The 25071-nt window shown below is 58.0% G+C and carries 19 protein-coding genes and 1 pseudogene; 10 read left to right on the forward strand and 10 right to left on the reverse strand.

The annotated features are described in order from the left end of the window. Positions 1 to 885: 885 nt before the first annotated feature. The 4 genes from CKW19_RS11185 to CKW19_RS11200 form a co-directional block, all read right to left on the reverse strand. On the reverse strand, positions 886 to 2472 hold the full coding sequence (locus tag CKW19_RS11185) for a GMC family oxidoreductase (RefSeq protein WP_095057940.1): 1587 nt from the start codon (positions 2470 to 2472) through the stop codon (positions 886 to 888). Between the two features lie 144 nt (positions 2473 to 2616). Continuing rightward, positions 2617 to 3501, reverse strand: a complete 885-nt coding sequence (locus CKW19_RS11190) for a sugar phosphate isomerase/epimerase (protein WP_095057941.1) — start codon at positions 3499 to 3501, stop codon at positions 2617 to 2619. Positions 3502 to 3621: 120 nt separating this feature from the next. Further along, positions 3622 to 4635: a glycoside hydrolase family 3 N-terminal domain-containing protein gene (locus CKW19_RS11195; protein WP_095057942.1), complete on the reverse strand. Its 1014-nt coding sequence runs from the start codon at positions 4633 to 4635 to the stop codon at positions 3622 to 3624. Between the two features lie 107 nt (positions 4636 to 4742). Continuing rightward, positions 4743 to 5912 (reverse strand): Gfo/Idh/MocA family protein, encoded by a 1170-nt coding sequence (locus tag CKW19_RS11200; RefSeq protein WP_095057943.1) that lies wholly within the window; start codon positions 5910 to 5912, stop codon positions 4743 to 4745. Between the two features lie 522 nt (positions 5913 to 6434). Here CKW19_RS11200 and CKW19_RS11205 point away from each other — a divergent pair. Beyond that, positions 6435 to 7301, forward strand: coding sequence for a helix-turn-helix transcriptional regulator (locus CKW19_RS11205; protein ID WP_095057944.1), 867 nt, complete (start codon positions 6435 to 6437; stop codon positions 7299 to 7301). 26 nt (positions 7302 to 7327) lie between these two features. Here the strand turns inward: CKW19_RS11205 and CKW19_RS11210 are convergent, their stop codons facing one another. Together CKW19_RS11210 and CKW19_RS11215 are read right to left on the reverse strand one after the other, a co-directional pair. After that, entirely contained in the window at positions 7328 to 7561 is a 234-nt protein-coding gene (locus CKW19_RS11210; RefSeq protein WP_095057945.1) for a twin-arginine translocase TatA/TatE family subunit, read from the reverse strand. Between the two features lie 27 nt (positions 7562 to 7588). Further along, a complete protein-coding gene (locus CKW19_RS11215; RefSeq protein WP_095057946.1) occupies positions 7589 to 8692 on the reverse strand; it encodes a thiamine pyrophosphate-dependent enzyme in 1104 nt (367 codons plus the stop codon). A gap of 600 nt (positions 8693 to 9292) precedes the next feature. Here CKW19_RS11215 and CKW19_RS11220 point away from each other — a divergent pair. The 5 genes and pseudogenes from CKW19_RS11220 to CKW19_RS11240 form a co-directional block, all read left to right on the forward strand. Further along, the gene (locus CKW19_RS11220; protein ID WP_095057947.1) at positions 9293 to 10453 is read left to right on the forward strand and encodes a PotD/PotF family extracellular solute-binding protein; all 1161 of its coding nucleotides are present in this window, start codon (positions 9293 to 9295) and stop codon (positions 10451 to 10453) included. A gap of 194 nt (positions 10454 to 10647) precedes the next feature. Further along, entirely contained in the window at positions 10648 to 11583 is a 936-nt protein-coding gene (locus tag CKW19_RS11225; RefSeq protein WP_095057948.1) for an ABC transporter permease, read from the forward strand. A 28-nt stretch (positions 11584 to 11611) separates the two neighbouring features. Then, the gene (locus tag CKW19_RS11230; RefSeq protein WP_095057949.1) at positions 11612 to 12403 is read left to right on the forward strand and encodes an ABC transporter permease; all 792 of its coding nucleotides are present in this window, start codon (positions 11612 to 11614) and stop codon (positions 12401 to 12403) included. Positions 12404 to 12408: 5 nt separating this feature from the next. Next, positions 12409 to 13488, forward strand: coding sequence for an ABC transporter ATP-binding protein (locus tag CKW19_RS11235; protein ID WP_095057950.1), 1080 nt, complete (start codon positions 12409 to 12411; stop codon positions 13486 to 13488). Between the two features lie 146 nt (positions 13489 to 13634). Then, positions 13635 to 14714 (forward strand): annotated as a pseudogene (locus tag CKW19_RS11240) (GMC family oxidoreductase); the annotation flags it as partial. A gap of 430 nt (positions 14715 to 15144) precedes the next feature. Here the strand turns inward: CKW19_RS11240 and hisD are convergent. Continuing rightward, positions 15145 to 16428: a histidinol dehydrogenase gene (gene hisD, locus CKW19_RS11250; RefSeq protein ID WP_095057951.1), complete on the reverse strand. Its 1284-nt coding sequence runs from the start codon at positions 16426 to 16428 to the stop codon at positions 15145 to 15147. 396 nt (positions 16429 to 16824) lie between these two features. Here hisD and CKW19_RS11255 point away from each other — a divergent pair, with 396 nt between their 5' ends. From CKW19_RS11255 to CKW19_RS11265, 3 genes are read left to right on the forward strand one after another with little or no spacing between them, the layout of a single operon-like run. Continuing rightward, a complete protein-coding gene (locus CKW19_RS11255) occupies positions 16825 to 17541 on the forward strand; it encodes a ThuA domain-containing protein (protein WP_095057952.1) in 717 nt (238 codons plus the stop codon). Then, on the forward strand, positions 17538 to 19325 hold the full coding sequence (locus CKW19_RS11260) for a thiamine pyrophosphate-binding protein (RefSeq protein ID WP_095057953.1): 1788 nt from the start codon (positions 17538 to 17540) through the stop codon (positions 19323 to 19325). The genes CKW19_RS11255 and CKW19_RS11260 overlap by 4 nt, the downstream gene beginning before the upstream one ends. 17 nt (positions 19326 to 19342) lie before the next feature. Then, on the forward strand, positions 19343 to 20953 hold the full coding sequence (locus tag CKW19_RS11265; protein WP_095057954.1) for an FAD-dependent oxidoreductase: 1611 nt from the start codon (positions 19343 to 19345) through the stop codon (positions 20951 to 20953). 54 nt (positions 20954 to 21007) lie between these two features. Here the strand turns inward: CKW19_RS11265 and CKW19_RS11270 are convergent, their stop codons facing one another. Both CKW19_RS11270 and CKW19_RS11275 read right to left on the reverse strand, forming a co-directional pair. Then, positions 21008 to 22102, reverse strand: a complete 1095-nt coding sequence (locus tag CKW19_RS11270) for a LacI family DNA-binding transcriptional regulator (protein WP_095057955.1) — start codon at positions 22100 to 22102, stop codon at positions 21008 to 21010. A gap of 62 nt (positions 22103 to 22164) precedes the next feature. After that, entirely contained in the window at positions 22165 to 23292 is a 1128-nt protein-coding gene (locus CKW19_RS11275; protein ID WP_095057956.1) for an MFS transporter, read from the reverse strand. Positions 23293 to 23597: 305 nt separating this feature from the next. Between CKW19_RS11275 and CKW19_RS11280 the strand changes: the two genes are divergently transcribed. Then, positions 23598 to 24869 carry an MFS transporter gene (locus CKW19_RS11280; protein WP_095057957.1) on the forward strand — a complete coding sequence of 424 codons (1272 nt, stop codon included), beginning with the start codon at positions 23598 to 23600 and terminating at the stop codon, positions 24867 to 24869. On the opposite strand, the gene CKW19_RS11285 is transcribed toward CKW19_RS11280, so the two are convergent. Beyond that, positions 24866 to 25069 carry a hypothetical protein gene (locus CKW19_RS11285; protein ID WP_143498389.1) on the reverse strand — a complete coding sequence of 68 codons (204 nt, stop codon included), beginning with the start codon at positions 25067 to 25069 and terminating at the stop codon, positions 24866 to 24868. The genes CKW19_RS11280 and CKW19_RS11285 overlap by 4 nt on opposite strands. Between the last annotated feature and the right edge of the window lie 2 nt (positions 25070 to 25071).

Below are 25071 nucleotides of genomic sequence, written 5' to 3' on the forward strand. Positions count from 1 at the left end.
GGAGTAACTTGTGATGCTGATAATCTGTTGACTAGCAGTCTGACTCCACAAGCACCCACACGAATTGCTTGATTCAGTTGTTAAAGAGCGGTTGGTTAAGATCTTTCGTCTCAACCGAGGCGCGCATCTTACAGCGCACCTTTTCAAATTGCAACCTTAAAAGTTTCTGATTTTTCAATAAAATCAACTACTTAAGCCAAGAGCGACATCACGTTGCTCGTTAGCGGGAGGCGAATAGTACAGCATTAAAATACATGGTCAACCCCCCTCTAGAAGTTTTTTCCTTTATCAAAGAGTCAGGTTGCCACTGTGAAAACTTCCAAGGTCTGTACAAAACATCAGGGCAGCAGGCTACCCAGATGTTTGAGTGCCCCGAAGGGATGCTCAACAGTCCGCTTTCGGACTCGCATCATCTCTGGTGCCTTGCTCAGCCGTAGCTGCTCTCCTCCAATACGTCTTCCTGCTACCAGCGTCGAACTCGTCGCTCCGCACTCGGTCGATTGAGCCCTTTACGGCCCCCATTATCTGCTGATTGCGGGGCATCCGGCGCAGACTGAATGGCACGGAGCTTGCCTCGCAGAAACCGGGGGATGTTTTACCCCCCTGATTGAGCAAAAACGACCCGAGGGTATACGCCATGCATAGCCTATTTTATGCAACAGCTCATATGACCAGAATTCGTGTACGCCCCGTCGATTTGCTGGAGAAACCTCGCGTTGCAAGGACATCGCTGCTCAACCTTCAGGCAAGCATTTGCACCGGGATGTTGCTTTTCGCGATGGGGATTTCGTTCTCGCTGTGGTTACTCGACAGCTAGAACCGAACACAAAAAGCGCGGCAGTCAAAGGTTGCCCCCGTTACTGCCACGCCTTTTTACATGGCGACCTAGTGCCCGTGTCTGATCATGTCAGCAGCCTTTTCGCCAATCATGATGCACACCGAGTTAGGGTTGCCTGAAATCAGCGTGGGCATGACCGATGCGTCGGCAACGCGCAGCCCTTCAATACCATGCACACGAAGATCCGGGCCTACGACCGAAAGCTCATCCACCCCGATGCGGCAGGTGCCGGAGGGGTGCAGCGCGGCGTGTGCTTCTTCGTGGCAGAATTTTTTCATCTCTTCCCGGGACCTGACCGCCCCGTCCGGCACATGACGCCTTGCAATGAACGGCTTGAAAGCGGCCTGGGACATGATTTGCTCACCCACCAGACAACCGTCCACCAGGCTTTCAATATCGTATGGGTCAGAGAAATAGTTGGGCACGATCCGTGGAGGTGACATCGGGTCGGCTGAGTAGAGTTCTACATACCCTCTGGACCTTGGACGTATCTGCCCCAGGTTCAACGTGCACCCATTGCCCCCCGGAACAGAGTCAACCCCCTCTTCAATGCCGGCACCCACCACCATGAAGTACTGGATATCCGGATGGGCTGCTGCCTTGTCGCCCCACCAGAAAGCCCCGCCTTCAATGAGGTTCGACGCCGCCGGGCCTTGCCTGAACAACGCGTATTGCAAACCGGCCATCATTTTCCAAAGGGGCTTTTTGTACCTGTCGTAGCTATGCGGTCCCGTCAGCTCATACACCAGCGACACCTCGATATGATCCTGGAGATTCTGGCCGACACCGGGCAAATCCTTGACCACGTTGATGCCATGCTTGGTTAGCTGTGCAGCCGGACCGATGCCGGACAGCATCAACAATCGAGGCGAGTTGATGGCGCCGGACGATAAAATGATTTCCTTGTCGGCGTGCATCACGTGACGCACGCCCTTCTCGATGTATTCCACACCGATGGCTTTGTTGCCTTGGGTCAAGATGCGGATGACGCGACAACCCGTCTTCACCGTCAGGTTCTTGCGCGATTTGGCGGGTGCCAGGTAGGCCACAGCCGCACTGCTGCGAAAGCCGTTTTTGGCGGTGATCTGGTACAGACCGCAACCTTCAGGCGTACCCGAATTGAAATCCTCGTTGTACGGCAGGCCGTATTGCTGGCAGGCGCGCAACCAGACTTTGGTCAACGGATGGACATTGATCGGATCGGAAACCCCCAACGGCCCGCCAACGCCATGGGCGTCGTTGCAGAAGCGTTCGTTGTCTTCGGCTTTTTTGAAGTACGGCAGGACGTCTTTGTAAGACCAGCCGGTCGCACCCTGCTCGGCCCAGCCATCGTAGTCGGCCGGGACACCGCGGATGTAGATCATGGCATTGACCGAGCTTCCGCCCCCCAGCACGCTGGCCTGAACCATCGTGGGCGTCTCGGTCCGGCGTTGATCTTCGGTAGGCTCCCACGCATAGCGTTTGAGCAGCGGGCCTTGCGCCGTTTTGTAGTAGGCGCCGGGAATGTGGATATAGGGGTTGCGATCGCGAGGTCCCTCTTCGAAAAGGACGACAGAGGCCGTAGCGTCTTCGCTCAGTCTTGAAGCCACGGTGCAACCTGTCGATCCACCTCCGATTACGATGAAATCCACCATGACGACCTCAGTTTCTTTTTAGTGTTGAGAACAAGGCTGCCGAGCGATGGCAGCCCATAACCATTGCAAGCATTGACGTAACCCTGCACAAAAAAGCGCAGGACGGAATCAAACTTGAAAACGTGTGCTTGTTGAAGAAGCTGCTTATTGACCCACAAGCCGGGTCAAGAGTGACTTCAGCTCCTTGGCGACTTCGTAGCTGTTTTGCTGTTGCTGCTTCTTGCAAAACAACTCGCAACTCCACCAGCCCTGGTAACCGGTGGCCTTCACCGCAGCCGTCCACTCGGCAAGGTTCAACACCCCACTTCCCGTCGGCACATCCCTGAGAATTTCTTCGTTGGGGATACCCCCTTCAAACGGCAGCGAGTCACACACATGCACGCCGTAGATGAGGTCCTTGTTCATCCTGGCAATGTCTTGCGGCTGCACGCCGGAGGTAAAGCAATGCCAGTAATCGATGACCATCCTGACGTTATCGCGCTCGGTGCGATCGATGAGCTGAAGTTGATGGTCCAGGCTGTTGAGCGGAGTCCAGGACAGCGCTTCGAGATAGAGAAGCACGTTGTACTGCTTCGCCAGATCAGCCAGCAAGGCGAGGTTTTTTGCGGTCAACACGTACTGTGTCGCTTCATCTGAACCCAGCAGACCCGAGTAAAAGGGGCTCTTGCCGTGCTGCTGGAAATCAATCACGGCCTGAACGTTGATGGGTCCGGTGAGCACCTGCACGCCTTTGGCGCCTGCCAGGTTGGCCAACTGGAAAAGTCGCTCGGCCTCCTTGAGCAAGTCATCGCGCTCAGCCCCCTGGCGCTCTATATCCCTCAGGTAACCAATGCCCGTGACCGGCACATCATTGAGCAGGTGTTTCAGTTCCGGTTCGCTATACCCCGCCTGCAGCCAGGCTTCCAGTTTTGCGCTGTTGATCTCCAGCGCATCGAAACCCACAGCCTTTGCGATGTCGATGTCCATCGCAAGGGTCGAGTGCTTTGCAACCGTGGAATGCAGGGCCAGGATATTGTTTTTAGTGTTCATGGGACGCTCCTACCGTTGTCATTCATTGTAGAGAGATCAGGTTCAGGTAGAGATTTCGCAGTCACGTAAAATACGGCGCGAACTGACGCAGTCACTGCGTCAGCTTTCGATGGCTGCCCCTCAGGCGTCCGCCAGTGAGGCCAACGCCCGTACCTTGAACGCGGCGGCCAATAGAACCTGGCGGTCCAGCCCCCCCTCATGGACGGCCGCAACAATGGCTTCGGCGATGGCATCAAGACCAGACTCACTGGACACCAGCAATAGATGCGCGCCTGCCTTCAGTGAAGCAACGGCCGTGTCCGTGATGGAGTTACCGCGGAGGATGGACACCGCATCGAGATCATCGGAAATGATCAATCCATCGAAGCCCAGGGTGTCACGCAGAATGCCAATGACTTTTGACGAGGTAGAGGCTGAATGCTCAGGGTCGATCGCCGGAAAAACTGCTGGCCCCGGCATCACCGCTTTTACACCAGTGGCAATGACGTTCTGGAACACTTCAAGGTTGTCATGCAGCAATTCCAGTGGCCCGGGAACCGTGGCTTCAGCAATCGCCGGATCTTCTTCAGTGACGTAATGGCCAGGAAAGTGCTTAGCCGTCGCAATCACTCCAGCACGTTGAACCCCACGGATAAAGGCACAGGACACCCGACTGACCTCAGCCGGATCGGCACCCAGGTGCCGATCGAGCAGCCAGGGGTTGGGACCGGTCACCACGTCGACAATCGGTGCCAGAAACAGATTGACGCCCAGGCTTCGGGCCGCTTTGGCCATCTCGAAGCATCGATGTTCGATGTCCTGCGAACTCAATTCCTTGAGTTGCTCTCTCGACGCGATTGCAGGGACCAGTTGATGAAGGCGTTCGATGCCGCCGAGTTCCTGATCCACTGCAATCAGCAAAGGCGCACCCGCCAAAGCGGCTGCTTGCCGCACGATGTTGATAAAGTCTGCCGGGGTTTCCGCGCCCTTTCGAGCCTCGCTCATGGCTCTGCCCACGTACTCGTCCCGTGTCTCGCCCAGCAAAAGGGAAACGCCACCTCGGCTCAGATAACGACGGACATTGTCATCCAGGTTCAAATCCCCGAACGCGGGCAGTAGCACCGAATAGGCAGCTCTATAGAGTTCGCTAAACATTGATTGTCCTCAGTTCCGTAGTGTTGAGCACAACGCTCACTTTTTTGCTGCGTGCAAAACCCTTGTGTCGCCAAACGAGTCGATAACCCGCTGCCGAGTTACGGGTGTCAGCTGTATGGAAAAGGCACCCAGGCACGCCGTCGGCTGGACTCGACACACGCCTGGGACAGGGCGACGCCGCGCACGCCTTCGTGGATGTCAGGTAGCGCGATGGTGGTCGCCGAGCGCCAACCGGCGCCGGCATCAAGTGCCTCGGCGAAATCGGCATAGAGAACGGCAAGCGCTTCCAGGTAGCCCTCGGTATTGCCGGCGGGCAAACTGGTGAAGTTCAGCGTCTGGGCGGCGTTATCACTCTGCCCACGGCGGTAGAGGCGTTCGGCGCCGTCGACAGGCGTAAACCGGAGTATTTCCGGGGACTCTTGACACCATTCGAGCGAGGCCTTGCTGCCGATGATCTTGAAACGCAGGCCATTACGATGACCAGGCGCTGCGAAACTGGCCCACAGCAAACCGTCTACGCCGCCTTCAAACTCCAGTTGCACCACACAGGTATCGTCCAGTCCCCAGCCGGGTACGACCGTGGTCAACTTGGCATTCAGGCTTGTGCAGCGACGCCCGCACAGGAACTCCAGCATGTTGAAGGCATGCGTCCCGATATCCCCCACGACACCGGTCGGGCCAGCCTTCTGCGGGTCACCGCGCCAGGCAAGGCTTTTGCTCAACGTCGATACACCCGGCGCCAACCACTCCAGCAAGTACTCGACATACATGAAACGAATGTCGCCAAGTTCTCCAGCCTGAATACGGCTGCGAGCATCCCTGACCATGGGGTAGCCTTGGTAGGTATAGGTAAGCGTGAAGAACGTATCGTTCTGATCGGCAATGCTCGCCAACTCAATGGCTTCTTGTGGGCTGTTGACCAATGGCTTGTCGCAAATGACCGGGATTCCCGCCTGCAGAAACAAGCGACAAGGTTCAAAGTGCAGGTGATTGGGTGTGACGATGACGACCGCCTCTATGGGGTCGGAGCGACGCGACTCGGCAGCGGCCATTTCCTCGAATGACAAGTAAATCCGCTCTGGCTGGAGGCCAAGTGCCTCACCCGCTTCCCGGCACTTGTCAGGGCTCGACGAGAAGGCCCCGGCGACAATGTCGAAGCGATTTGAAAGGCGCATGGCCGCCCGGTGATAACTGGCGAAGTAAGCGCCCTGCCCACCGCCAACCATGCCTACCTTGAATCGCCTTTTCCCGGGAATGTCGCCGGTTAACCTTGCCATCGCTTAAAGACTCCAATAGTTAACGCTCACTCGCGCACGATCTGCAAATTGAGAACCCCTCTCATCTCCAGCTTTCGAATGCGCGGCGCTAAGTATCGACGGCGGCTTTTCTCTGCACCATTTCGCACACTATCGATACATGACGCGGACTGACGCAGTCGCCAATTGCACCAGAAAGCAAAGGTCATGTTCGTAATCTGGAAATTCCCGTTCAACACCGACGGCTACAGTTGTTACCGGGGCCAGGTGAAGTGTTGCTTTCCGGGCGGTACGGGGGCATGCGTCAAAGCGCTTACAATCTGACGCATTGACTGATATTGACAGGTTGAACTTAAATATCATGATTGGGCATGGAACATGCTTATTCAAAACATTGAATACTCAAGTGTTTCTCGGCACAGAGCTATACAAACAGCTATTTCGATAACTGATTTATAACTTATATAACCTATATAACCTTCCGCTCTTAAATCCAGGCCAACATCGAGATAAAAAATGCCCAGCCGAGGAGATTCGTCCCCCATGTCATTAACTGCTGCCACCTCTCACCCTGAGCGACAACAGGTTCGCAGTGACTTGCAAGCCAACGTGCAAAAAAACCTGAGTACGCTGGTTGAGTCTTGCCGCTCGGTTGCAGACATGTGCCGCAAAGTGGATGTCAATCGCCAGCAGTTCAACAAGTACCTGGTGGGCCAGCACGTACCCTCACAGAAAATCCTGCAGAAAATCGGCCGGTATTTCATGATGGAGGCCGAAGATCTTTTCCGGCCGCCCGCCGAGTTCAAGAAGTTTTATGAAGGCTACGAAAACGAATTGCCGACAGATTTGCGTGCCTCGGCGCAATTCAATCATTTCCTGCCCCTGGCGAAGCAGTCAGCGGATCTGCTCGAAGACTACCTGGGCGTCTATTACCGGTACCACAACTCATCTATCTATAAAGGCCGAATCCTGCGTTCGGTCACCTGCCTGTATCGGACCGATTCGATGGTCCAGTACGTCACCGTAGAACGCTTCCCCTTGCTCGATGGCAGTGGAAAGATCGGCTATTCGTTCACTTATCACGGTTTCTGCCTGTTGCTGGGCGATCGCCTGTTCATGGTCGATTTTGAGGGCAAGCAACGCAATGAAATGACGTTTTCGATTCTCACGCCGCAGCATCGCCGACCGATCCGGTTCCTTTATGGGTTAGTCACCGGCGTGGCGTCGTCCTCTTTCCGTCAGCCCTTCTCTACCCGTATGGCGCTGGGGCTGGTGGACAAAGGCAAGATCCGTAAACATCACTTACGCAATGCAACCGCTGTGCTTCCCAGCGATCAGTCGTTACCGCTGGAAGTGCGCGAGTACATGACCGGCGACAACGCCACTATTGTCTGGGGCGGTCAGGACTGAGGCGGCTGAGGCTGCCTGCGCGCTGCTCAGGCCTGGCGATGCTGGCCGTCGATGACCGGCGGCGCATCAACAGCAGTGCTGGCCTGCTGCACCGAGGCCGGCGGGCGTTCGCTGTCCGCGCCCTCGTCATTCATTGCGTTGCGAAAACCCTTGATGGATTCGCCGACATCGGTGCCCAGGTTTTTCAGTTTTTTGGTGCCGAAGACCAGCACAACCACCACCAGAATGACGATCCAGTGTTTCCAGTCAAAAATGCCCATTTTGTGATTCCTCTGCTGAAGGCTTGATTAATTTACCCGTGAACCGCGGGCGGTAATTATCTCGACCAACGAAGGCCCTTTGCTGTTCAGCGCCTTGATGAAGGCTGGATTGAGTTGCGAAGCATGTTCGACTCTCCACGCGTCAAGACCAAAATTTCTGGCGATGCCCGCGAAGTCAGGCGAGTAAGGTTTGCCGTCCGGCAAATTGAATTCCCCGGTCCGATGTTGCCCCACGAGCGAAACTTGCACATCGCTCAACGACTCAGGCCCGCTGTTGTTGAACACCAGGAACACCACGGGGAGACTGTGCATGACGCAGACCGCCATCTCCTGCATCGACTGCAAAAAATCCCCGTCACTGATGGCACACACGACTTGACGTGCCGGCATGGCGAGCTTCGCGCCAATGGCCGCTGGAACTGCCCAACCCACCGTACCGACGTTAGCGGTGCAGAAATGACCTCGGTGTTGATAATCCGGGAACATCTCACCGACGGTCTCCTGGAGACTCTGCGTCCCGACCATCAGCAGCGCATCGCCTTCCAGGACCGAGCTCAGTTGCGCCAAGGGCCTGGGAACCATCAGTGGCGGGATCTCGCTGGCGCCGTTCGCCCGCAAGGTGGCGGGTGGCAAACTGGCGTCAACCCGGGCGTTCTGAACAGCCGTCGAGATATCCAGGCAGACAGGGCCGATGCGACCACTGAACATCGTATCGAAGGCCTGGCGCAGGGTCTGCGGTAACTGCTCAATCGACGAAACTCGCACATGCTCTTTGGTGATGCCAGTGGCGGTGAATTCAGGCCAGTCATCGCCGCGATCGGAGTCGCCGCCACTGATCACCAGCATGGCCGAGGAATCCGCCAACGCAACCGCGATCCCGCCCAGGGCTTTCGAGATGCCTAGCGGCGCCGGCAGGAGAACAGCCATCGGACGACCGCAGGCACGAAAATAGCCGTCGGCAAGATGGACTGCGCTTTGCTCCTGTATGACATGAATGAACGGGATGTCGGAGCCTGTCCTCAGCAATGCTTCCACCAAGGCCCACGAACCGTCACCTGGCACACCGGCAACATAGTCGACTCCGTTCGCTTTCAGCGCTTTCGCAACAATCTGACCACCCGTGAGCTTCACAGAAAAAACTCCCATCGAATACACGCTGGCGCAAGGGCGGATGCACCTTGCTTCGTCTCAAGACCGTCATCGGAGTATTCGCCTGGAACAAACACGGCTCAATTTCGCACCCCCCGCAAAAGAGACGCACGTTGACGCAGGTGAACACCGCCCGTCTCCCGTTCAGGCGGGGCTATGGTTATCAGGAGCCTGCTGCGCCGATTAGGTCACTTTGATGCGTCAGAGTGCGTCGCTTTTAAAGGGGCTGCGAAATTGAGTGCCCTGCCCGCCAGGCCAATACTCGACCCATGAAAACAACAAGCCGAGCCTATCAAGCGCTGGGCGCGCCACGTGAAGCCTTCACCTTGCTACCTGAGGAAAGCGGCGCGCAACCAGCTAGGGAAGAGTCAATCGGACCAGTGGAGGCCAACTGCGCAATGCTCTGTTTACCAGGCAGCAAAGCGCCACAACCTCCCCAGCAGCATGGAAACAATGCTGGCCATAACTCTGCCGATGTACAGGACTGCATGCATAAGGATGTGCCCGGCTAAACCCGCCGAGCCCAAGCCACTTGCAGGTCGCAAATTGTTTGCTAACAACCACCCTAGGCAGGAACTCAAAATGAAAAAAGAAAAAGAGACGGGTTATGGCTCAACCGGCATCAACCTGGATTCGATCAGCCTGAACCGGCGCACCTTTATGCTGGGGGCAGCAGCATCTGCCGCGGGGTTGTACATCAGTTCGTTCGTGCCAAGTGCGTTCGCCGCGTCTTCCGGCCATCTGGAGATTCTTGGCTGGGAAGGTGAAACCGGTGATGCGGAGCTGGCCGACTGGCGTAAACAGCGGGGCATTACCGTCCGTTCAAGCTATGCCAGCAACCAGGACGACATCACCGCGCGACTGGCCGGCTCCGACCCTGTGCAGCTTGACTTGACCATGTATGCGTTGGGCTACGAGACCATCTATCAGGAAATGGGCCTGCTCAAGGCGATCGACACCTCGAAGATCCCGAACTACTCGGCAGAGAATACCGTCCCGCTGTTCTACAAGGGCAGCCGCTGGTACTGGGATGGCAAGCAGTGGGGCATCCCGCTGTTGTGGGGCATGAACACCATCGTCTACAACCCCAAGAACGTGAAGAAACCAACCGAGTACAAAGACCTGCTTGACCCGAAATTGAAGGGCCGTCTGACCTTTGTCGATGACGGTACTTCCAACTGGTCACTCATCGCGATCATTGCCGGTTATGGCGACAAGTTTCCTAACCTGACCCGCGCCGAATTCGACGACGCCTTTGAAAAACTCAAACCGTATCGTGATCAATGCCGAGTCTTTGCAGCCTCCTCGGGTGACGCCGTTTCGCTGTTGGTATCGGGCGAAGTCGACGCGGTGTTTTCGGCGTCGGCCAACACCCCCAGCGAGACCAAGAAGCGCGGCGTAGTCACAGAACTGTCGGTGCCCAAAGAAGGGGCTGCCCTTTGGTGTGACGCCCTGTTCATTCCGAAGACAGCCAAGGATATACCGCTCGCGCTGGAGTTCATCAACAAGACGCTTGAAGCGGATACCCAGGCGAAGATGGCAACCACGATGTTCTCTGGCGTGGTCAACAGCAAGGCTGTACCGCTGCTCCCCGAAGAGCTGAGAAACACTTTCGACTACGCGAACCTCGACAGCTTTTTCGAGAAGTCGAAGCTCTACGGCCAACCGCCCCTGAGCTCCGACAAGTACGTGACCTATGCTGAATGGATCGATCAGTGGGCGAACTTCAAAGGCTCGTTCTAACCCCCGCGGCAAACCGGTGGGGTGAAAGAACGGCTTGAGAGGACTGTACGAGTGAGTGGGTGCCTGCGGGCACACACTCCTCTGCTCGATGCCGGATGCTGTCCGTACCGCTCAGGCAGAGCACAGGTCACAACGTGCATGCGCCCGGCAAGGCGCCTTCGTTATCGAAACAAAAAAGCAAAGGCACAAAAATAATGAACGTAGTCAACAACAGCGAGCCCATCCTCCTCGATGACAGGGATTCCAAGGCTGGCAAACACATGAAAATCGACAAGAAAACCCTCAGCGGGTATCTGTTGGCGTCGCCTCCACTGTTCTTTCTGGTGGTGTTCTTCCTCATTCCGTCGCTACTGTTATTGGTCGCGAGTTTCTGGACCGCCAAAACCTTCAGCATGGAACCCGCCGCAACACTGGCCAACTACGCCAAGGCCTTGAGTGCCACCGGGTTTTACGACTCGCTGTGGATCGCCTTGCAGAACGGTTTCTGGACCGCCGTGCTGTCGACGGTCATCAGTGCGCCGGTGGCCTACTACATTGTCTATCGGACGCGCTCCAATGCCGTTCTGTACCTGGCCTTGGTCTCCTGGTTCTCCAGCTACCTGGTACGGGTCTACGCCTGGCGCTCGATTCTGGGTACCAACGGCGTGATCAACTCCACCCTGATGCACCTCGGGCTGATCGATCAGCCGCTGGAATGGCTGGTGTTCAGCAAGTTTTCGGTGGTGTTGACTCTGGTGCACATCATGCTGCCCTTCACCCTGCTGCTGTTGGTATCGGGCTTGCGCGATATCAAGAAGGACTACCTGGAGGCCGCGGCGGACCTGGGTGCCGGCGGCGCCACAATCCTGTGGCGCGTGATCATGCCTATGGCGCACAAGAGCATCGTCAGCTCCTTCATGTTCACCTTCGTCCTTGCCGCCAGTGACTATGTCACTCCCCAACTGTTGGGCGGCAGAGATGCGATGACCACGGGCCTGGTGATCGCCAACCAGTTTCGATCGGTCGGCAACTGGCCACTGGGTGCTGCGATGGCCTACTTGCTGCTGCTGGTTTTCATGCTGGTCTATGCGCTGTTGCTGGGTGTGTTGCGGGCTGCAAACCTGGCACCCGGCAAGCGTTACCACGACTGATGACCGCCCATAAAAAAGGTAACTCGCCATGATCAGGCTCTTCACTTACGTCTACATGCTGTTTCTTTATGCGCCCATCGCGATCATCGCGCTGTTCAGCTTTCATTCGTCGGCTTCGCTGTCGTTCCCGTTCGAGGGCTTTTCGACTCAATGGTACGAGGCGCTGTTCAGCAGCCTGGACTTCATGACGGCATTGACCAACAGTGCCATCGTCGCCGCGGGCTCGACCATTCTGACCACCTTGCTGGGGACCTTCTCAGCCCTGGCGCTGATGCGCATGAAGGGTCGGTTCAAATCCATTTTCGCCTTCATGAACTTCGCTCCCATCGCCTTGCCCGGTTTGTTCCTGGGGATTGCGCTGGTGATTTTCTTCTCGTTGATCGGCCTGCCACGCTCACTGCTGACGGTGATCATCGGCCATACGTTGTTCACCTTCCCATTCTTTGTCGAGTCCGTACGTTCTCGTCTTGAGTACTTCGATCTGTCGTTCGAAGAAGCCGCTCGCGACTTGGGTGCCTCACCGCTCAAGGCGTTCTGGCTGGTCACACTGCCCATCATAGGCCCGACGATTGCCGGTGCCGCGATCCTGGCGATCGCACTGTCCCTGGACGAATTCCTGATCACCGTGTTTGTCACCGGCAGCGACACCACGTTGCCACTCATGATTCTTTCGATGATGCGCCGCGCTGTCAGCCCAACCATCAATGCCGCCTCGGTATTCATGCTGGTCGTGACCATTGCCATCATTGTCATCGCCGGCCTGGTCATGACCCTGCGCCGTCGCCGCCTCGAACTTGAACGCGCAGAAACTGCAGAGTAATCGCCATGACCAACAGCATCGAACTGACCGGAATATCCAAGAGCTACGGTAATCTGACTGCCCTGGGCAAAGTCGACCTGACCGTAAAGCGCAACGAAATCCTGACGTTGCTGGGCCCAAGTGGCTGCGGCAAGACCACACTGATGCGCATCATCGCCGGCTTCGAAGAGCCCACCACCGGAAAAGTGGTGATCGATGGCAAGGACTCCACGGCGCTGGCGCCGGAACATCGCCCGGTCAACATGGTGTTCCAGAAGTACGCCCTGTTCCCGCACCTGGATGTTTTCGACAACGTGGCGTTCGGCTTGCGCCTGAAGAAAAAACCGCGGGATGAAATCAAGCGTGAAGTGACCAAGGCACTGGAACTGGTGCAACTGGAAAGTTTCAAGAATCGCTGGATTTCCGAGCTCAGTGGCGGCCAGGCGCAACGGGTCGCCCTGGCTGGGGCCTTGGTTAATCGCCCCGCCGTGCTGTTGCTCGACGAGCCACTGGCGGCACTTGACCTGAAGATTCGCCACCACATGCTCAACGAGATCAAACGGATCCACGAAGAGACCTCGACCACCTTCGTTTACGTCACCCATGACCAGGACGAAGCGATGATTCTCTCCGACCGGGTGGTCCTGCTGAACAAGGGTGGCATCGAGCAGATCGGTGGTCCGCAGGAGATGTACTGGTCACCCCGCACCTTGTTCGCGGCAAAATTTTTCGGCGACACCAATATCGTCAATGGCACCTATGGACCGAGCGATACCAGCGGTGGTTATGTCGAGTTGCCGTTCGGGCGCTACGCACACACAGCCAAAAACAGCCTGAGTGCCGGGCCGGTCAATGTCTCGATCCGTCCGGAAACCATCTGCCTAGAGCCAGCCAAGGGCAACCCGCTGGCAAACGGGGCCTTTATCGGAAAGGTCAAAGACACCTCGTTCATCGGCAATCGGGTCATTTACCGCGTCGCCGTAGCCGGCGGAACCATTGACCTCAAATGCCAGCAATTGCCCACCCCCGGCAGCCTCACACTGCCGCCGGGTGCGGATGTCGCCTTGACCTGCAAACCGGACAGCTTCGTGGTGATACCCGCCTGAACAGCTTTCGTTTGAACGACAATCCCTGCTGCATTTCGCGCAGGGTCTGCCAGTAACGCCAACGCTGGATCACCTCTTCACCAAGAGTCTGATCCGGCGTTTTTTTTGACCTGAACGGTGAACAACAATGGTCCAATACATCGTGGTCGGGGGTGCAGGACGGTTGCGGGCTGTATCAGATCAACGCCAGCAACGGCCTGCGATCGAGCACTTCGGTGGCCTATCTCAAACCCGCGCGGCGGCGCTCCAACCTGACGGTAAAGACCAATTGCCGGGTGCTGCGAATCCTGGTCGAGAACGGTCGGGCCACTGGCGTTGAATACCTTGAGAAAAACCGTAGCCATGTGCTGCGGGCCGATTGCGAAGTGATTGTCAGCGCCGGGGCGATCAACACGCCAAAACTGTTGATGCTGTCGGGCATTGGTCCCGCGGCTCACCTGCACGACAAGGGTATCAAGTGCATCCATGACCTGCCGGGGGTCGGTCAAAACCTGCAGGATCACATCGAGGTGTCGTTGATCAATGAACTGCGTCGCCCCTTGAGCTACGACAAGTACAAGACGCCGCACTGGAAGATCGCCGCCGGCTTGCAGTACGCCTTGTTTCGACAAGGCCCGGTGACCTCCAACGTGGTCGAAGGTGGCGCGTTCTGGCGTACTTCTCTGGCCGAGAACCGCGCGGACGCCCAGTACTGTTTCATGGCCGGGGCCGGCGTCGAGGCCGGTGTAGGTTCTGTCCCCGGTGGCAACGGCTGCACCTTGAACGTGTGTCAGACCCGCCCCCGTTCCAGCGGATTCCTGCAACTGCGCAGCGCAGACCCCATGGACTTGCCCCGCATCGAGCCTAATTACCTGACCGACCCGCTCGACGTGGAGTGCATGGCACAGGCCACTGAGTTTGGTCGGCACATCATGTCCCAGGCTGCATTGGCCGGCCACATTCTGCGCGAGCACGTGCCCGCAGAACCCTTGCGCACACGTGACGACTATCGGCGCTTCGTGCGCCAGCACGCCCACGCCGCGCTGCATCCGGTGGGCACCTGCAAGATGGGTACGGACGCCATGGCGGTGGTGAACAACGATCTGCGGGTACACGGCATCAATGGCTTGCGGATCGCCGACAACTCCATCGCACCGAGCTTGTGCTCCAGCAACACCAATGCACTGGCAATCATGATCGGCGAGAAAGCGGCTGATCACATTCAGCGTGCTGATCAGACCCTGTAGCGGCCAACCAATCGCTGATGACGGTCTATTTGATGGAGGCTGAACTCAAAACGCTCTGCACGCCGAGCACCGCCTGGGACTGGAGCTCAGCCTGGAAGCAATGGCTGCGCCACGCACATGAAAGCGAAATACCTGCTCTGATCCAGTTCGCCAAACGGCTAAAGATTTACTGCCGTCTTTTTCATGAAGATCAAGAGCGTCTTTCCCGGTAATCCGTGAAGAACCCAAAAAAAAAGCTCCCCGATTGGGGAGCCTGAAAACACTTGGCAAGCGGTAAGAGTGACCCGTAGTACCGAGAAACGACCCTTTTTCCCGCTACCCACTTGCCAAGTGTTGCAAATAACCCGTGACCCGGTGAGATCCGTCGGTTCGATGTTGGAGAACGAACGCTCTCACCCAGACAAACGTTGCGCTCTATAAACGGCAGACATCAGACTGGCTGCTTGTAACGGCGAATGCGGATATCAGCCTGTTCCTTGTGCCCGGCAAAGCCTTCCATGCCGCACAGGCGCGAGCAGTACTCGCCCACCAGCACAGAGGCCTCGTCCGTCAAGACACGTTGATAAGTGCAGGTCTTGATGAACTTGCCGACCCACAGGCCGCCGGTGTAACGCGCCGTCCCGGTGGTAGGCAGTGTGTGGTTGGTGCCGATCACCTTGTCGCCGTAAGAGACGTTGGTTCGCTGGCCGAGAAACAGCGCACCGTAGTTAGTCATGTGCTCCAGGAAATACAGCGGGTCGCGGGTCATGACCTGGACGTGTTCGGAGGCAATGCGGTCCGCTTCCTGGACCAATTCGTCCACGGTGTCGCACAGGATGATCTCGCCATAGTCACGCCAGGCAACGGAGGCGACCGGCGCGGTCGACAAGATAGCCAACTGACGCTCGATTTCCGCCGGCAAGGTTTCTGCCAGTTCAGCGCTGTTGGTCAAAAACACCGCTGGCGAGTTGACGCCGTGCTCGGCCTGACCCAGCAAGTCTGCGGCAATGATTTCAACGTCGGAACTGTCATCGGCGATCACCAGTGTTTCGGTCGGGCCGGCAATCAGATCGATGCCGATTTTGCCGAACAGCTGGCGCTTGGCTTCGGCGACAAAGGCGTTGCCCGGGCCGACGATCATATCGACCGGTTTGAAGTCATCGGTGCCCAATGCCAACGCAGCAATAGCCTGAACCCCGCCCACACAATAGATTTCATCGGCGCCGGCGAGGTACATGGCCGTCACGATGGCCGGATGAGGCTTGCCGTCGAACGGCGGAGCCGCTGCCACCACACGCTTCACGCCCGCCACCTTGGCGGTCAATACGCTCATGTGTGCCGACGCCAGCAATGGGTACTTGCCGCCGGGGATGTAGCAGCCCACCGAGTTCACCGGAATGTTGCGATGCCCAAGGATCACACCCGGGAGTGTTTCGACTTCGACATCGTGCATTGAGGCTTTCTGCACTTCGGCAAACCGACGGACCTGTGCCTGCGCAAATTTGATATCGCCGATTTCCTGTTCCGAAAGACTCGCGACGCACGCGGCGATCTCATCGTCGGTCAAGCGGAAGGTAGCAGGCTCCCACTTATCAAATTTCTTCGAATACTCCCGAACGGCTGCATCACCGTTTTTGGCGACATTGGCAATGATCTGCTCGACCGTATCGCGCACTTGCGAAGCGATTTCGGCTTGGGCTTCGACGGGCTTACTTTTTTTCAGATAACGAATCATCAATTTGCTCCAGGTGGTTCTTGATGCACGCAACATGCACTCAGCCTTGGCAAACATCTTTTCTCACCCCCCTGCTCCCGGCAATTTCGCAGCGGCTTTATTGCTGACGCGATCTGACGCAGCACAGACGCAAAGTTGAAGCACTGGGGACAGCACTGACGCTCTGGCACAGGCCATTCCGTTATTCGTATAACCTTTTCATATCAAAAGCGCCGCCAACAAAACCGTTCTGTAGTCTGTAGCTATTCTCGCGACCCCCATGAAGCTCCCGGTCTGATTGGCCACTTCCATAAAAAATACATTCAAGGCATTGACAGCGCCATTTTGAGTGTTAGCTTAAATAAGCAGTTATACGTATAACCTAATAATCATAACCAACCGAAGAGGTGACCAACCGTGAGTCGAGTCTTGTATCTATACGGTGGCTGGCCCGGCCATTTCCCTTATGAAATTGCCGCCTGGGCCCGGACCGTTTTCCAGGAGCTGGATTTCGACGTTGAAGAGTCCACGGACATCTTCACCTTGGACAGGGATTTGACCGGTTACGACCTGATCGTGATTGGCTGGAACAACGCGGTCACCACTGAAACGCTGACTGCCTCGCAGGAAAACCGCTTGCTCGAAGCGATCGAAAGTGGCACCGGCCTGGTGGGTTGGCACGGTGCGGGCGCGGCCTTTCGTGCAAGCCTCAAATACCACTGGGTACTGGGCGGCTCCTTTCTCGAGCATCCGATGGGCGAAGGCTTCCCCCATCCCTACCAGGTCAACGTCATCGACCACACCCATGAGGTCACTCAAGGCGTCGAGGATTTCGAGGTCCGTTCCGAGCAGTACTACATGCAGGTGGATCCGAACATCCATGTGCTCGCCGAAACCACCTTCGACGGCAACCCGTTCCCATGGATCAAGGGCCACCGCAGCCCGGTCGCTTGGGTACGCCAGTGGGGTCAGGGGCGCGTTTTCTATCACTCCATCGGCCACGACACCAGCAACCTGGCTGACCCGAACATCCGCCGCCTGACCAAGCAGGGCCTGAACTGGGCAACCCGCGGCCGCGAAGCAATCACTGGCAAAACTACCCCGCTTTCATCAACCCAAGGAGTCCTGTCATGAGCAAATTGACCGGCAGCCAGATCGTGGCACAAACCCTGAAAAACTACGGCGTCGAGTATGTCGCCGGCATTCCCGGCCACGGTATCTGGACACTCACCGACGCCTTTCTCGAAGAAGACTCGAAACTCAAGTTCATCCAGGTCTTCCACGAGCAGAGTGCCGTGCACCTGGCAGACGGTTACTACCGGGTGTGCGGCAAGCCGATGGCGGCTGTCACGTCCATCGGCGCCGGTGCCACCAACACCATCATTGGTCTCGCCACGGCCTTCACCGACTCCACCAGCCTCATGCTGATCACCGGTGGGCCGCCCACCCACATGCGCGGCCACGGTTTGCTGCAAGAACTGGAGCGCTACACCGATAACGATTTCCCGAAAATCGCCGAAGCGGTCACCAAGCGCCATTGGGTCGCCACACGCGTCGAAGAGCTGCCGTTCATGATGCACCGCGCCTGGAGCGCGATGGTCACCGGCCGTCCTGGCCCGGTGCACATCGAAATTCCGATGGACGTGCAAGCCGAAGCGGCTGAAGTGACGTTGCATGACCTCGAAGAGCGCACCCCGATCGGCAAGTCGTTCCCAGACCCGGCGGCCACCGCCCGTGCCGTACAAGAACTGCAAGCCTGCCAGCGCCCGGTGCTCGTGATCGGTGGCGGTGTGATTACCGGTGAAGCGCACGCCGAGATCCTGGCCCTGGCCGAAGCGTGGAAAATCCCGGTGGTCACCACCTGGAACGGCAAAAGCGGTTTCCCCGAGGACCATGAATTGTTCGCCGGCAGCGTCGGCCAGACCGGCACGATGTGCGGCAACAAAGTGGCTTCCACCGCCGATGTGATTATCGCCGTGGGTTGCCGCTTCACCGACTGGTCATCGTCCAGCTATGCCAAGGGCGTGACCTTTGCGATTCCGCCGTCGAAGCTGATTCACATCGACATCGACCCGCACGAAATCGGCAAGAACTACCCGGTGACCGTAGGCATCTGCGCCGACGCCAAGTACGCCCTCGCCGCCATCGTCGAAGGCCTCAAGGGTCAGACCGTCGATCGCGAAGCGTACCTTAGCGATCTGCGTGGCTATCAGAATGAATGGGAAACCAAGCTGGCCGGTCGTCGTGATTCGGACCGTTTCCCGTTCACCTCTCAACGTCCACTGGGTGCGCTGCGCAAGATTTTCCCGCGGGACACCATCGTGGTAGTCGGCTCCGGCAATACCCAGGGCGCGGTCAAGCAGACCTTCCCGGTCTATACCCCTCGCACTCACCTGACCTCCGGCGGGTTCTCCTCCATGGGCTGGGCCGTACCTGCCGCCATCGGCGCCAAGCTGGCTGCACCGAACCAGCCGGTGGTGTGCATCCTGGGTGACGGTGACTTCCTGATGACCTCGCAGGAAATTGCGATCTGCGTGACCAATAACATTCCAGTCGTGTTCATGATCCAGAACAATGCCGGGTACATGTCGATTCGCGGTGGCCAGCGCAAGCAGACCAGCCGCCATATCGGCACCGAGTTCAACCATCCGGACGGCACGCCATACAGCCCGGACTTCAAGGCGGTGGGCGAAGCCTTCGGCCTGAAGTCCTACCGTGTGGAGCGCCCGGAAGACCTCGAGCCGATCCTGCAGGAAGCCCTGGATTTGAACGTGCCGGTGCTGATCGAGGTCCCGACCGACCGCGACGCCGCGGGCCCTTGGGTACCGGGCTGGTGGGACTTCCCGATTCCTGAGTACATCACCGATGAGCGCCAGGACGAATACCGGGAACTGCGCAACTCCGAACAACACCTATAAGAACTGGAGCGGCTCAAATGAGTGATGCATTGATTACGCATCATGCAGAGCTGAATCCACAATCGGGGGCGTCGCGCGAACCGCGCGCCCTCGACGTGGTGACACCTGATGCAGATGGCAATATCAATTGTGATGTGGTGATTATCGGCTCGGGCATGGGCGGTTCGACCTTTGCCCATGCGCTGCGTGACAGCGGACTGGACATTGTCATCGTTGAACGCGGTGATTTCCTGCCGCGAGAAATACAGAACTGGAGCACCGAATCGGTCTTCGGCCAAGGCCGTTATCGCAATGCCGAACAATGGCTGGACGAATCCAACCGACCCTTTTCACCAGGCGTTTTTTATTACGTCGGCGGCAACACCAAATTCTACGGCGCGATGCTGCCACGGTTTCGCGAAGCCGACTTTGCCGAAATCCAGCACGCCGAAGGCCTCTCCCCGGCCTGGCCGATCAGCTATGCGGACCTGGAGCCTTGGTACGCCGAGGCGGAAAAACTCTACCGCGTGCATGGCGCGGCAGGCGTAGATCCCAGCGAGCCCTGGCGCTCAGGCCCCTATCCAAGACCTGCGCTCAAACATGACCCTGCCCTGGCCTCCCTGGAGCAGAGCATGCGCCGGTCCGGGCTCAAGCCTTTTGTGATGCCGGCGGCAGTGGACTATGGCGATGGCGGTGACTGCGTACTGTGCTCAACCTGCGATGGGTACCCTTGCCTGCTGGACGCCAAGGCTGACGCAGAGACCAGCGCGTTGAGACCGGCCTTGCGCAGTGCAACCGTCAGGCTGTTGACCCGCACCACGATCAACCAACTGAAGACAGTGGCAGACGGGCGGACGGTCACTGAGGCCCACGGCCTGATCGAGGGTCGTGCCGTGACGCTGCGTGCCAAGCGCTTCGTACTGGCCTGCGGAGCCGTGAACAGCGCGGCGCTGTTGCTCAAGTCGGCCAACGATCAGCACCCCGAAGGCCTGGGCAACAGCTCAGGGCAAGTGGGTCGCAATTACATGGTGCACAACAGCACGTTCATGCTGGCGGTAGACCCCCGACGCAAGAACAAGGTGGTCTTCCAGAAGACCCTGGCCCTCAACGACTGGTACAGCGCCGGTGCGAACAATGTGTTCCCCCTGGGTAATGTGCAGATGCTGGGGAAAATTCGCGAACCCATGATCAGTTCCATGCGTCCGTGGCTGCCGAAATTCGCCTCGCGATACATCACCGATCACAGTGTCGACCTGTACCTGACGTCGGAAGACCTGCCCACCCAAGACAATCGGGTCACCTATGACGCGCAACGGGGTGCGATCAAGGTCCATTGGACACCCAACAACCTCAAAGCCCATGAAGGCCTGGTGAACAAGACCAGCCGTGTCATGCGAGCCGCGGGCTATCCGCTGATCCTCAAGGCGCGCATGGGCATTGCCACCAACTCGCATCAATGCGGTACGGCGGTCATGGGCAAGGACCCGGCGTCGAGCGTGCTGGACCTCAACTGCAAGATGCACGACCTGGACAATGTCTGGGTGGTCGACAGTTCGTTCTTCCCGTCCTCGGCCGCGGTCAATCCGGCACTCACCATCGCCGCCAACGCCCTGCGGGTCGCGGCGAACTTCAAACACGAAGTGTCCTGAGCGGCAAGCGCTGCGGTGTAGTGATTACACCGCAGCCTGATGCCATGAGCGCGGTTAAACGCCCGGTACCTTCTGGGTTGAACCACGCACGATCAGTTTGGTGGCGAAAATCTTCTGCTCAGGCTCAAGCCGGGTGTCGGCCGGTGCATTGAGCTGCTCGGTCAAAAGCCTCGCGGCGTAGACGCCCTTCTCCACCATGGGTTGGCCAATAGTCGTCAGGCCCAATTGCACCGCTTCGGGAATGTCGTCGAAACCGATCACCGACAGGTCTTGCGGAACCTTGCGATTGAGCGCGTGAGCCGTCTTCATGCAAGCGATCGCCATCACATCGGAACAGGCCACCACCGCCGTGACGTCGCTGGACGTCAGCAGGGTGAACGCGGCCGCTTGCCCGGACGTCGAATCCAGTCCACCTGCTTCGATAATGCTCAGGTCCTCGAATGCCAGGCCCGCCGCATTCGCCGCCTCGACGTAGCCGGTCAGCCGCTCCCTGACAATGCGCTCACTGGCATGCTTGAAACGCTGCGGATCGATCGGACCGCGATAACCATCAGGGTTCAGACGGTCAATGATGATCCCTATTTTGCGGTGCCCCAGATCCAGCAAGTGCTGCACCTGAGTGCGGGCGGCCCCACGGTCATCGATCCCGACAAAAAAAGCACCTTCCACCAGCGGCGAATCGATCACCACAAACGGAATGTTCTGTTTCACCACCGCCAGTACCGCAGGGTGGTCATCGGGCAGGGTCGAGATGATCAAGCCATCAACCAACCCTCGCAGCGCCAGGCTGCCGTGATTGGCTGCCGGTGTCCGACCGACCAACCGGTTGTTGTTGAGAGGGAACAACGTCAGCGCAACGTTCTCCAGTTCGCCCACCTCGCTGATCCCGCGCAGCAAGGCAACGGTGCAAGGGTCGGCGAACGCCAGGGACAACTTGTCCATCATCATCAACCCGATCGCCCCGATCTTGCCCGAGCGAAGGCTCCGGCCAAGCACATTGGGTCCCGGGTAGCCCAGCGACGCGGCTACGGCAAGGATATGCTCACGTTGGGCCTCGGACAGCTTGGATGGGCGATTGTAAGCGTAAGACACCGCAGGCTGAGACACCCCCGCCGCCAGTGCTACATCTTTCATTGAAACGGATGCCATCGCTTGCTTCCCAACCTTGTTGAAAACCTCGTGCGAGGTCAGTGATAAAAAACGCCACGCGCTCAGTGTAACTGTTGAGGCGAAACCTTCGGAACCAGTCGAGTGGCAGTGACAAGGACCGCGATCATCAGCGCGGCAACGACGAGCAGCGCCAGGGGCAGGCTGCTGGCATGGGCGACAAACCCGATGGCGGCCGGGCCCATTAAAATCCCGAGGTAACCCAGGCTGGTGGCAGCGGCAATGGCCAGTTCGCCAGGCATGGTCTTTTGCGCACCTGCCAGCGACAAATAAACCGGAGCGATGTTGGCCAGACCGGCGCCAATCACCGCAAACCCCACCAGGTTCAACAGCCAGTCATTGGCCAACACGACCATCGCGAACCCCAACATGACCACGAGTCCACCGCCAATCAGCACCACCCGTGCCCCCAGCTTCAGCAGTATCCGGTCACCGTTCAATCGCCCCAGCGCCATCATCACTGCAAACACGGCGTAACCCAGGCCGGCCAGAGAATGCTGGACGCCTCGCTCGTCAGCCAGGAACACCGCGCTCCAGTCGAGAATCGCCCCTTCGGCCAGGAAGGCGAACAGACACAGCATGCCCAGCAGTAAAACCTTTCGGGTCGGCCGGACAAAAATCGGGCTGCCTTCGTCACCGCTGCGCCCCAGCAACTGACGGCCATGGGTCAGGACGAAGGCGACCAGGATTACCATGACCGCACTGCTGGCCATCAACGGCGTGGCGCCCAGCCATAACAACGCGGTAATACCTGCCGCACTGATAATCGCGCCGAGGCTGAACAGGCCATGGAAACCGGACATGAGTGAACGTCCCGTCGCGCGCTCGACCATCACGCCCTGAACGTTCATGGTCACGTCGACCGACCCGCACCCTGCCCCAAATACCACCAAGGCGAACATCAAACCGATAAAGGAATGAGTCGTCGCCAACAAAGGCAAGGTCAGCAGCACCAGCGCAATGCCCACGTGCATCGTAAAACGACAGCCCCGGCGCGCGTTGAGAATGCCGGCCAGTGGCATCATCACCAACGAGCCCAAGCCCAGGCACAGCAACAGCAGCCCCAGGGCCGCGTCGTCAACCCCAGCCCGGCTGCGCGCATAGGGCACCAGGGGCGCCCAGGCACCCATACACAGCCCTGACAACAGGAACGTCGATCGATAGGCCAACATATGAGGCATGGCGCACGGCAGTAGCAATTCTTGAGACGACACGAAAACCTCTGTGCTCGGATCAATTCAAGTTATACGTATAACCCAAATTGACCTGTTCGACCACAGGCCACGTTAAAAACTGATCGCCCCGCCGAGCATATCTGCATGCCAGATGTCACCTGAATGGCAATCGCCTCCCAGAAACAGTTGACATCAATGCCGTCACCGATGTTATTTTTGAATGAGTTATACGTATAACTCTAGTACGACTCAGCTTTTGCATGAACACCCCCCACAAAAACAACAGGGACAAATGCAGCGTGATGAATAACGTTCAAAAAACACCGATCCCCACACGCATCCGCAAGGCGCGTATTGCGACCTTCCTCGGCTTCATGATGATCGGCGCAATGATGTACATCTGGTCGACCGGGGTGAGTGTCTTCAGGACACAACTGGGTTTTACCGGTGAGCTGGGTGATGCCAACTTCGGCCTGATCGCGCTCGGGGTCGGCGTCGGCTCAGCGGCGGGAGCCCTGCTGGTCGGCCGTTTGCTGGACAGCTTCGGTGCAAAACCGGTGATCACCTTCTGCGCCCTTGCCTACCCTCTGTCCATCATTCCGTTGGGTTTCGTCAGCGGTTTCTGGTTTGCAATGAGTTTTGGCGTGGTGCTGGGTTTGCTGCGCGGCGCGCTGGATACCGCGTTGAATGCCCATGGTGTGCAAGTCGAGCGGTTTTATCGGCGCTCGATCATGTCCGGCTTCCACGCGTTCTATTCGCTGGGTGGTTTTCTGCTCGGGATGGCCTGCAGTTGGCTGACGGGTTTCTACACCGACAGCGTCAAGGTGCCGTTTACCGTGCTGGGCATCGCCATGCTGATCGTCGGCTGTGTGTTCAGCCGCTGGCTGCTGGGCAAGCATGACGTTCCCGACGCGGCTTCAGGCGACTGGCAAACAGACGCTCAGTCAGCGGAGGAAATCGGCAAGGGTCCATCGACCAAAACGCTGTTGGTGATGATTGCACTTGGCGCACTGTTGTTGGGCAGCATGATGGGTGAAAACGCGATTGCCGACTGGGGCCAGGAATACATTCGCCGCGAGTTCTCGACCTCGACGTCCACCGCAGGCATGGCGGTGTCGATATTCGTCGGTGCGGCGTTCATCGGGCGCCTGTTCGGCGACCGGCTGGCGGCGGCCTTTGGTAACGCTCAAGTGGTGTTCGCCTGCGGCACAGTCTGTGTACTGGGCATGACCCTCACCATCGTTGGCGGCACGGTCGTTACCGGCATTCTCGGCTTTGCGTTGTTCGGTCTCGGACTTTCCTGCATCGCGCCGCTGATGATTTCCGCAGCCGGACGCCGGGACCCACAACATGCCGGTCGCAACATCGGCATCGTCAATTGCATCGGCTTCTCCGGCATGCTCGTGGGACCCGCCGCCATCACCGTGATCGTCAGCCATTTCGGCCTGGAGTCACTGATGTTTTTCCCATTGATCATGCTTGGCCTGCTCGCAACATTTGGCCCGCTGCTGATGAGAGCGCCAAAAACCGCCAAGGGCGTCAAACAGTCCGCCGCAAGCACCACCCGCGCCTAGATCATCGGCGAACTGCTGACGATACGCAGCGCCGGGGGGGCTATCTGCCGACTGACCGCAATATCGTCGGCGCCACGATGAATCCAGCGGGTATCGCCATCGCCCTTCAGGTGCTTTTTTGCTTCAGGGGAATACTGGCGGTATTCCGCATCCAGCAAGAGGTCTTTATCAAGATCAAAGGGCAGCGCCCACAGGCTCATGC

Origin of the sequence: Pseudomonas sp. Irchel s3f7 (assembly GCF_900187615.1) — a bacterium.
In the GTDB taxonomy this organism is placed as follows: domain Bacteria; phylum Pseudomonadota; class Gammaproteobacteria; order Pseudomonadales; family Pseudomonadaceae; genus Aquipseudomonas.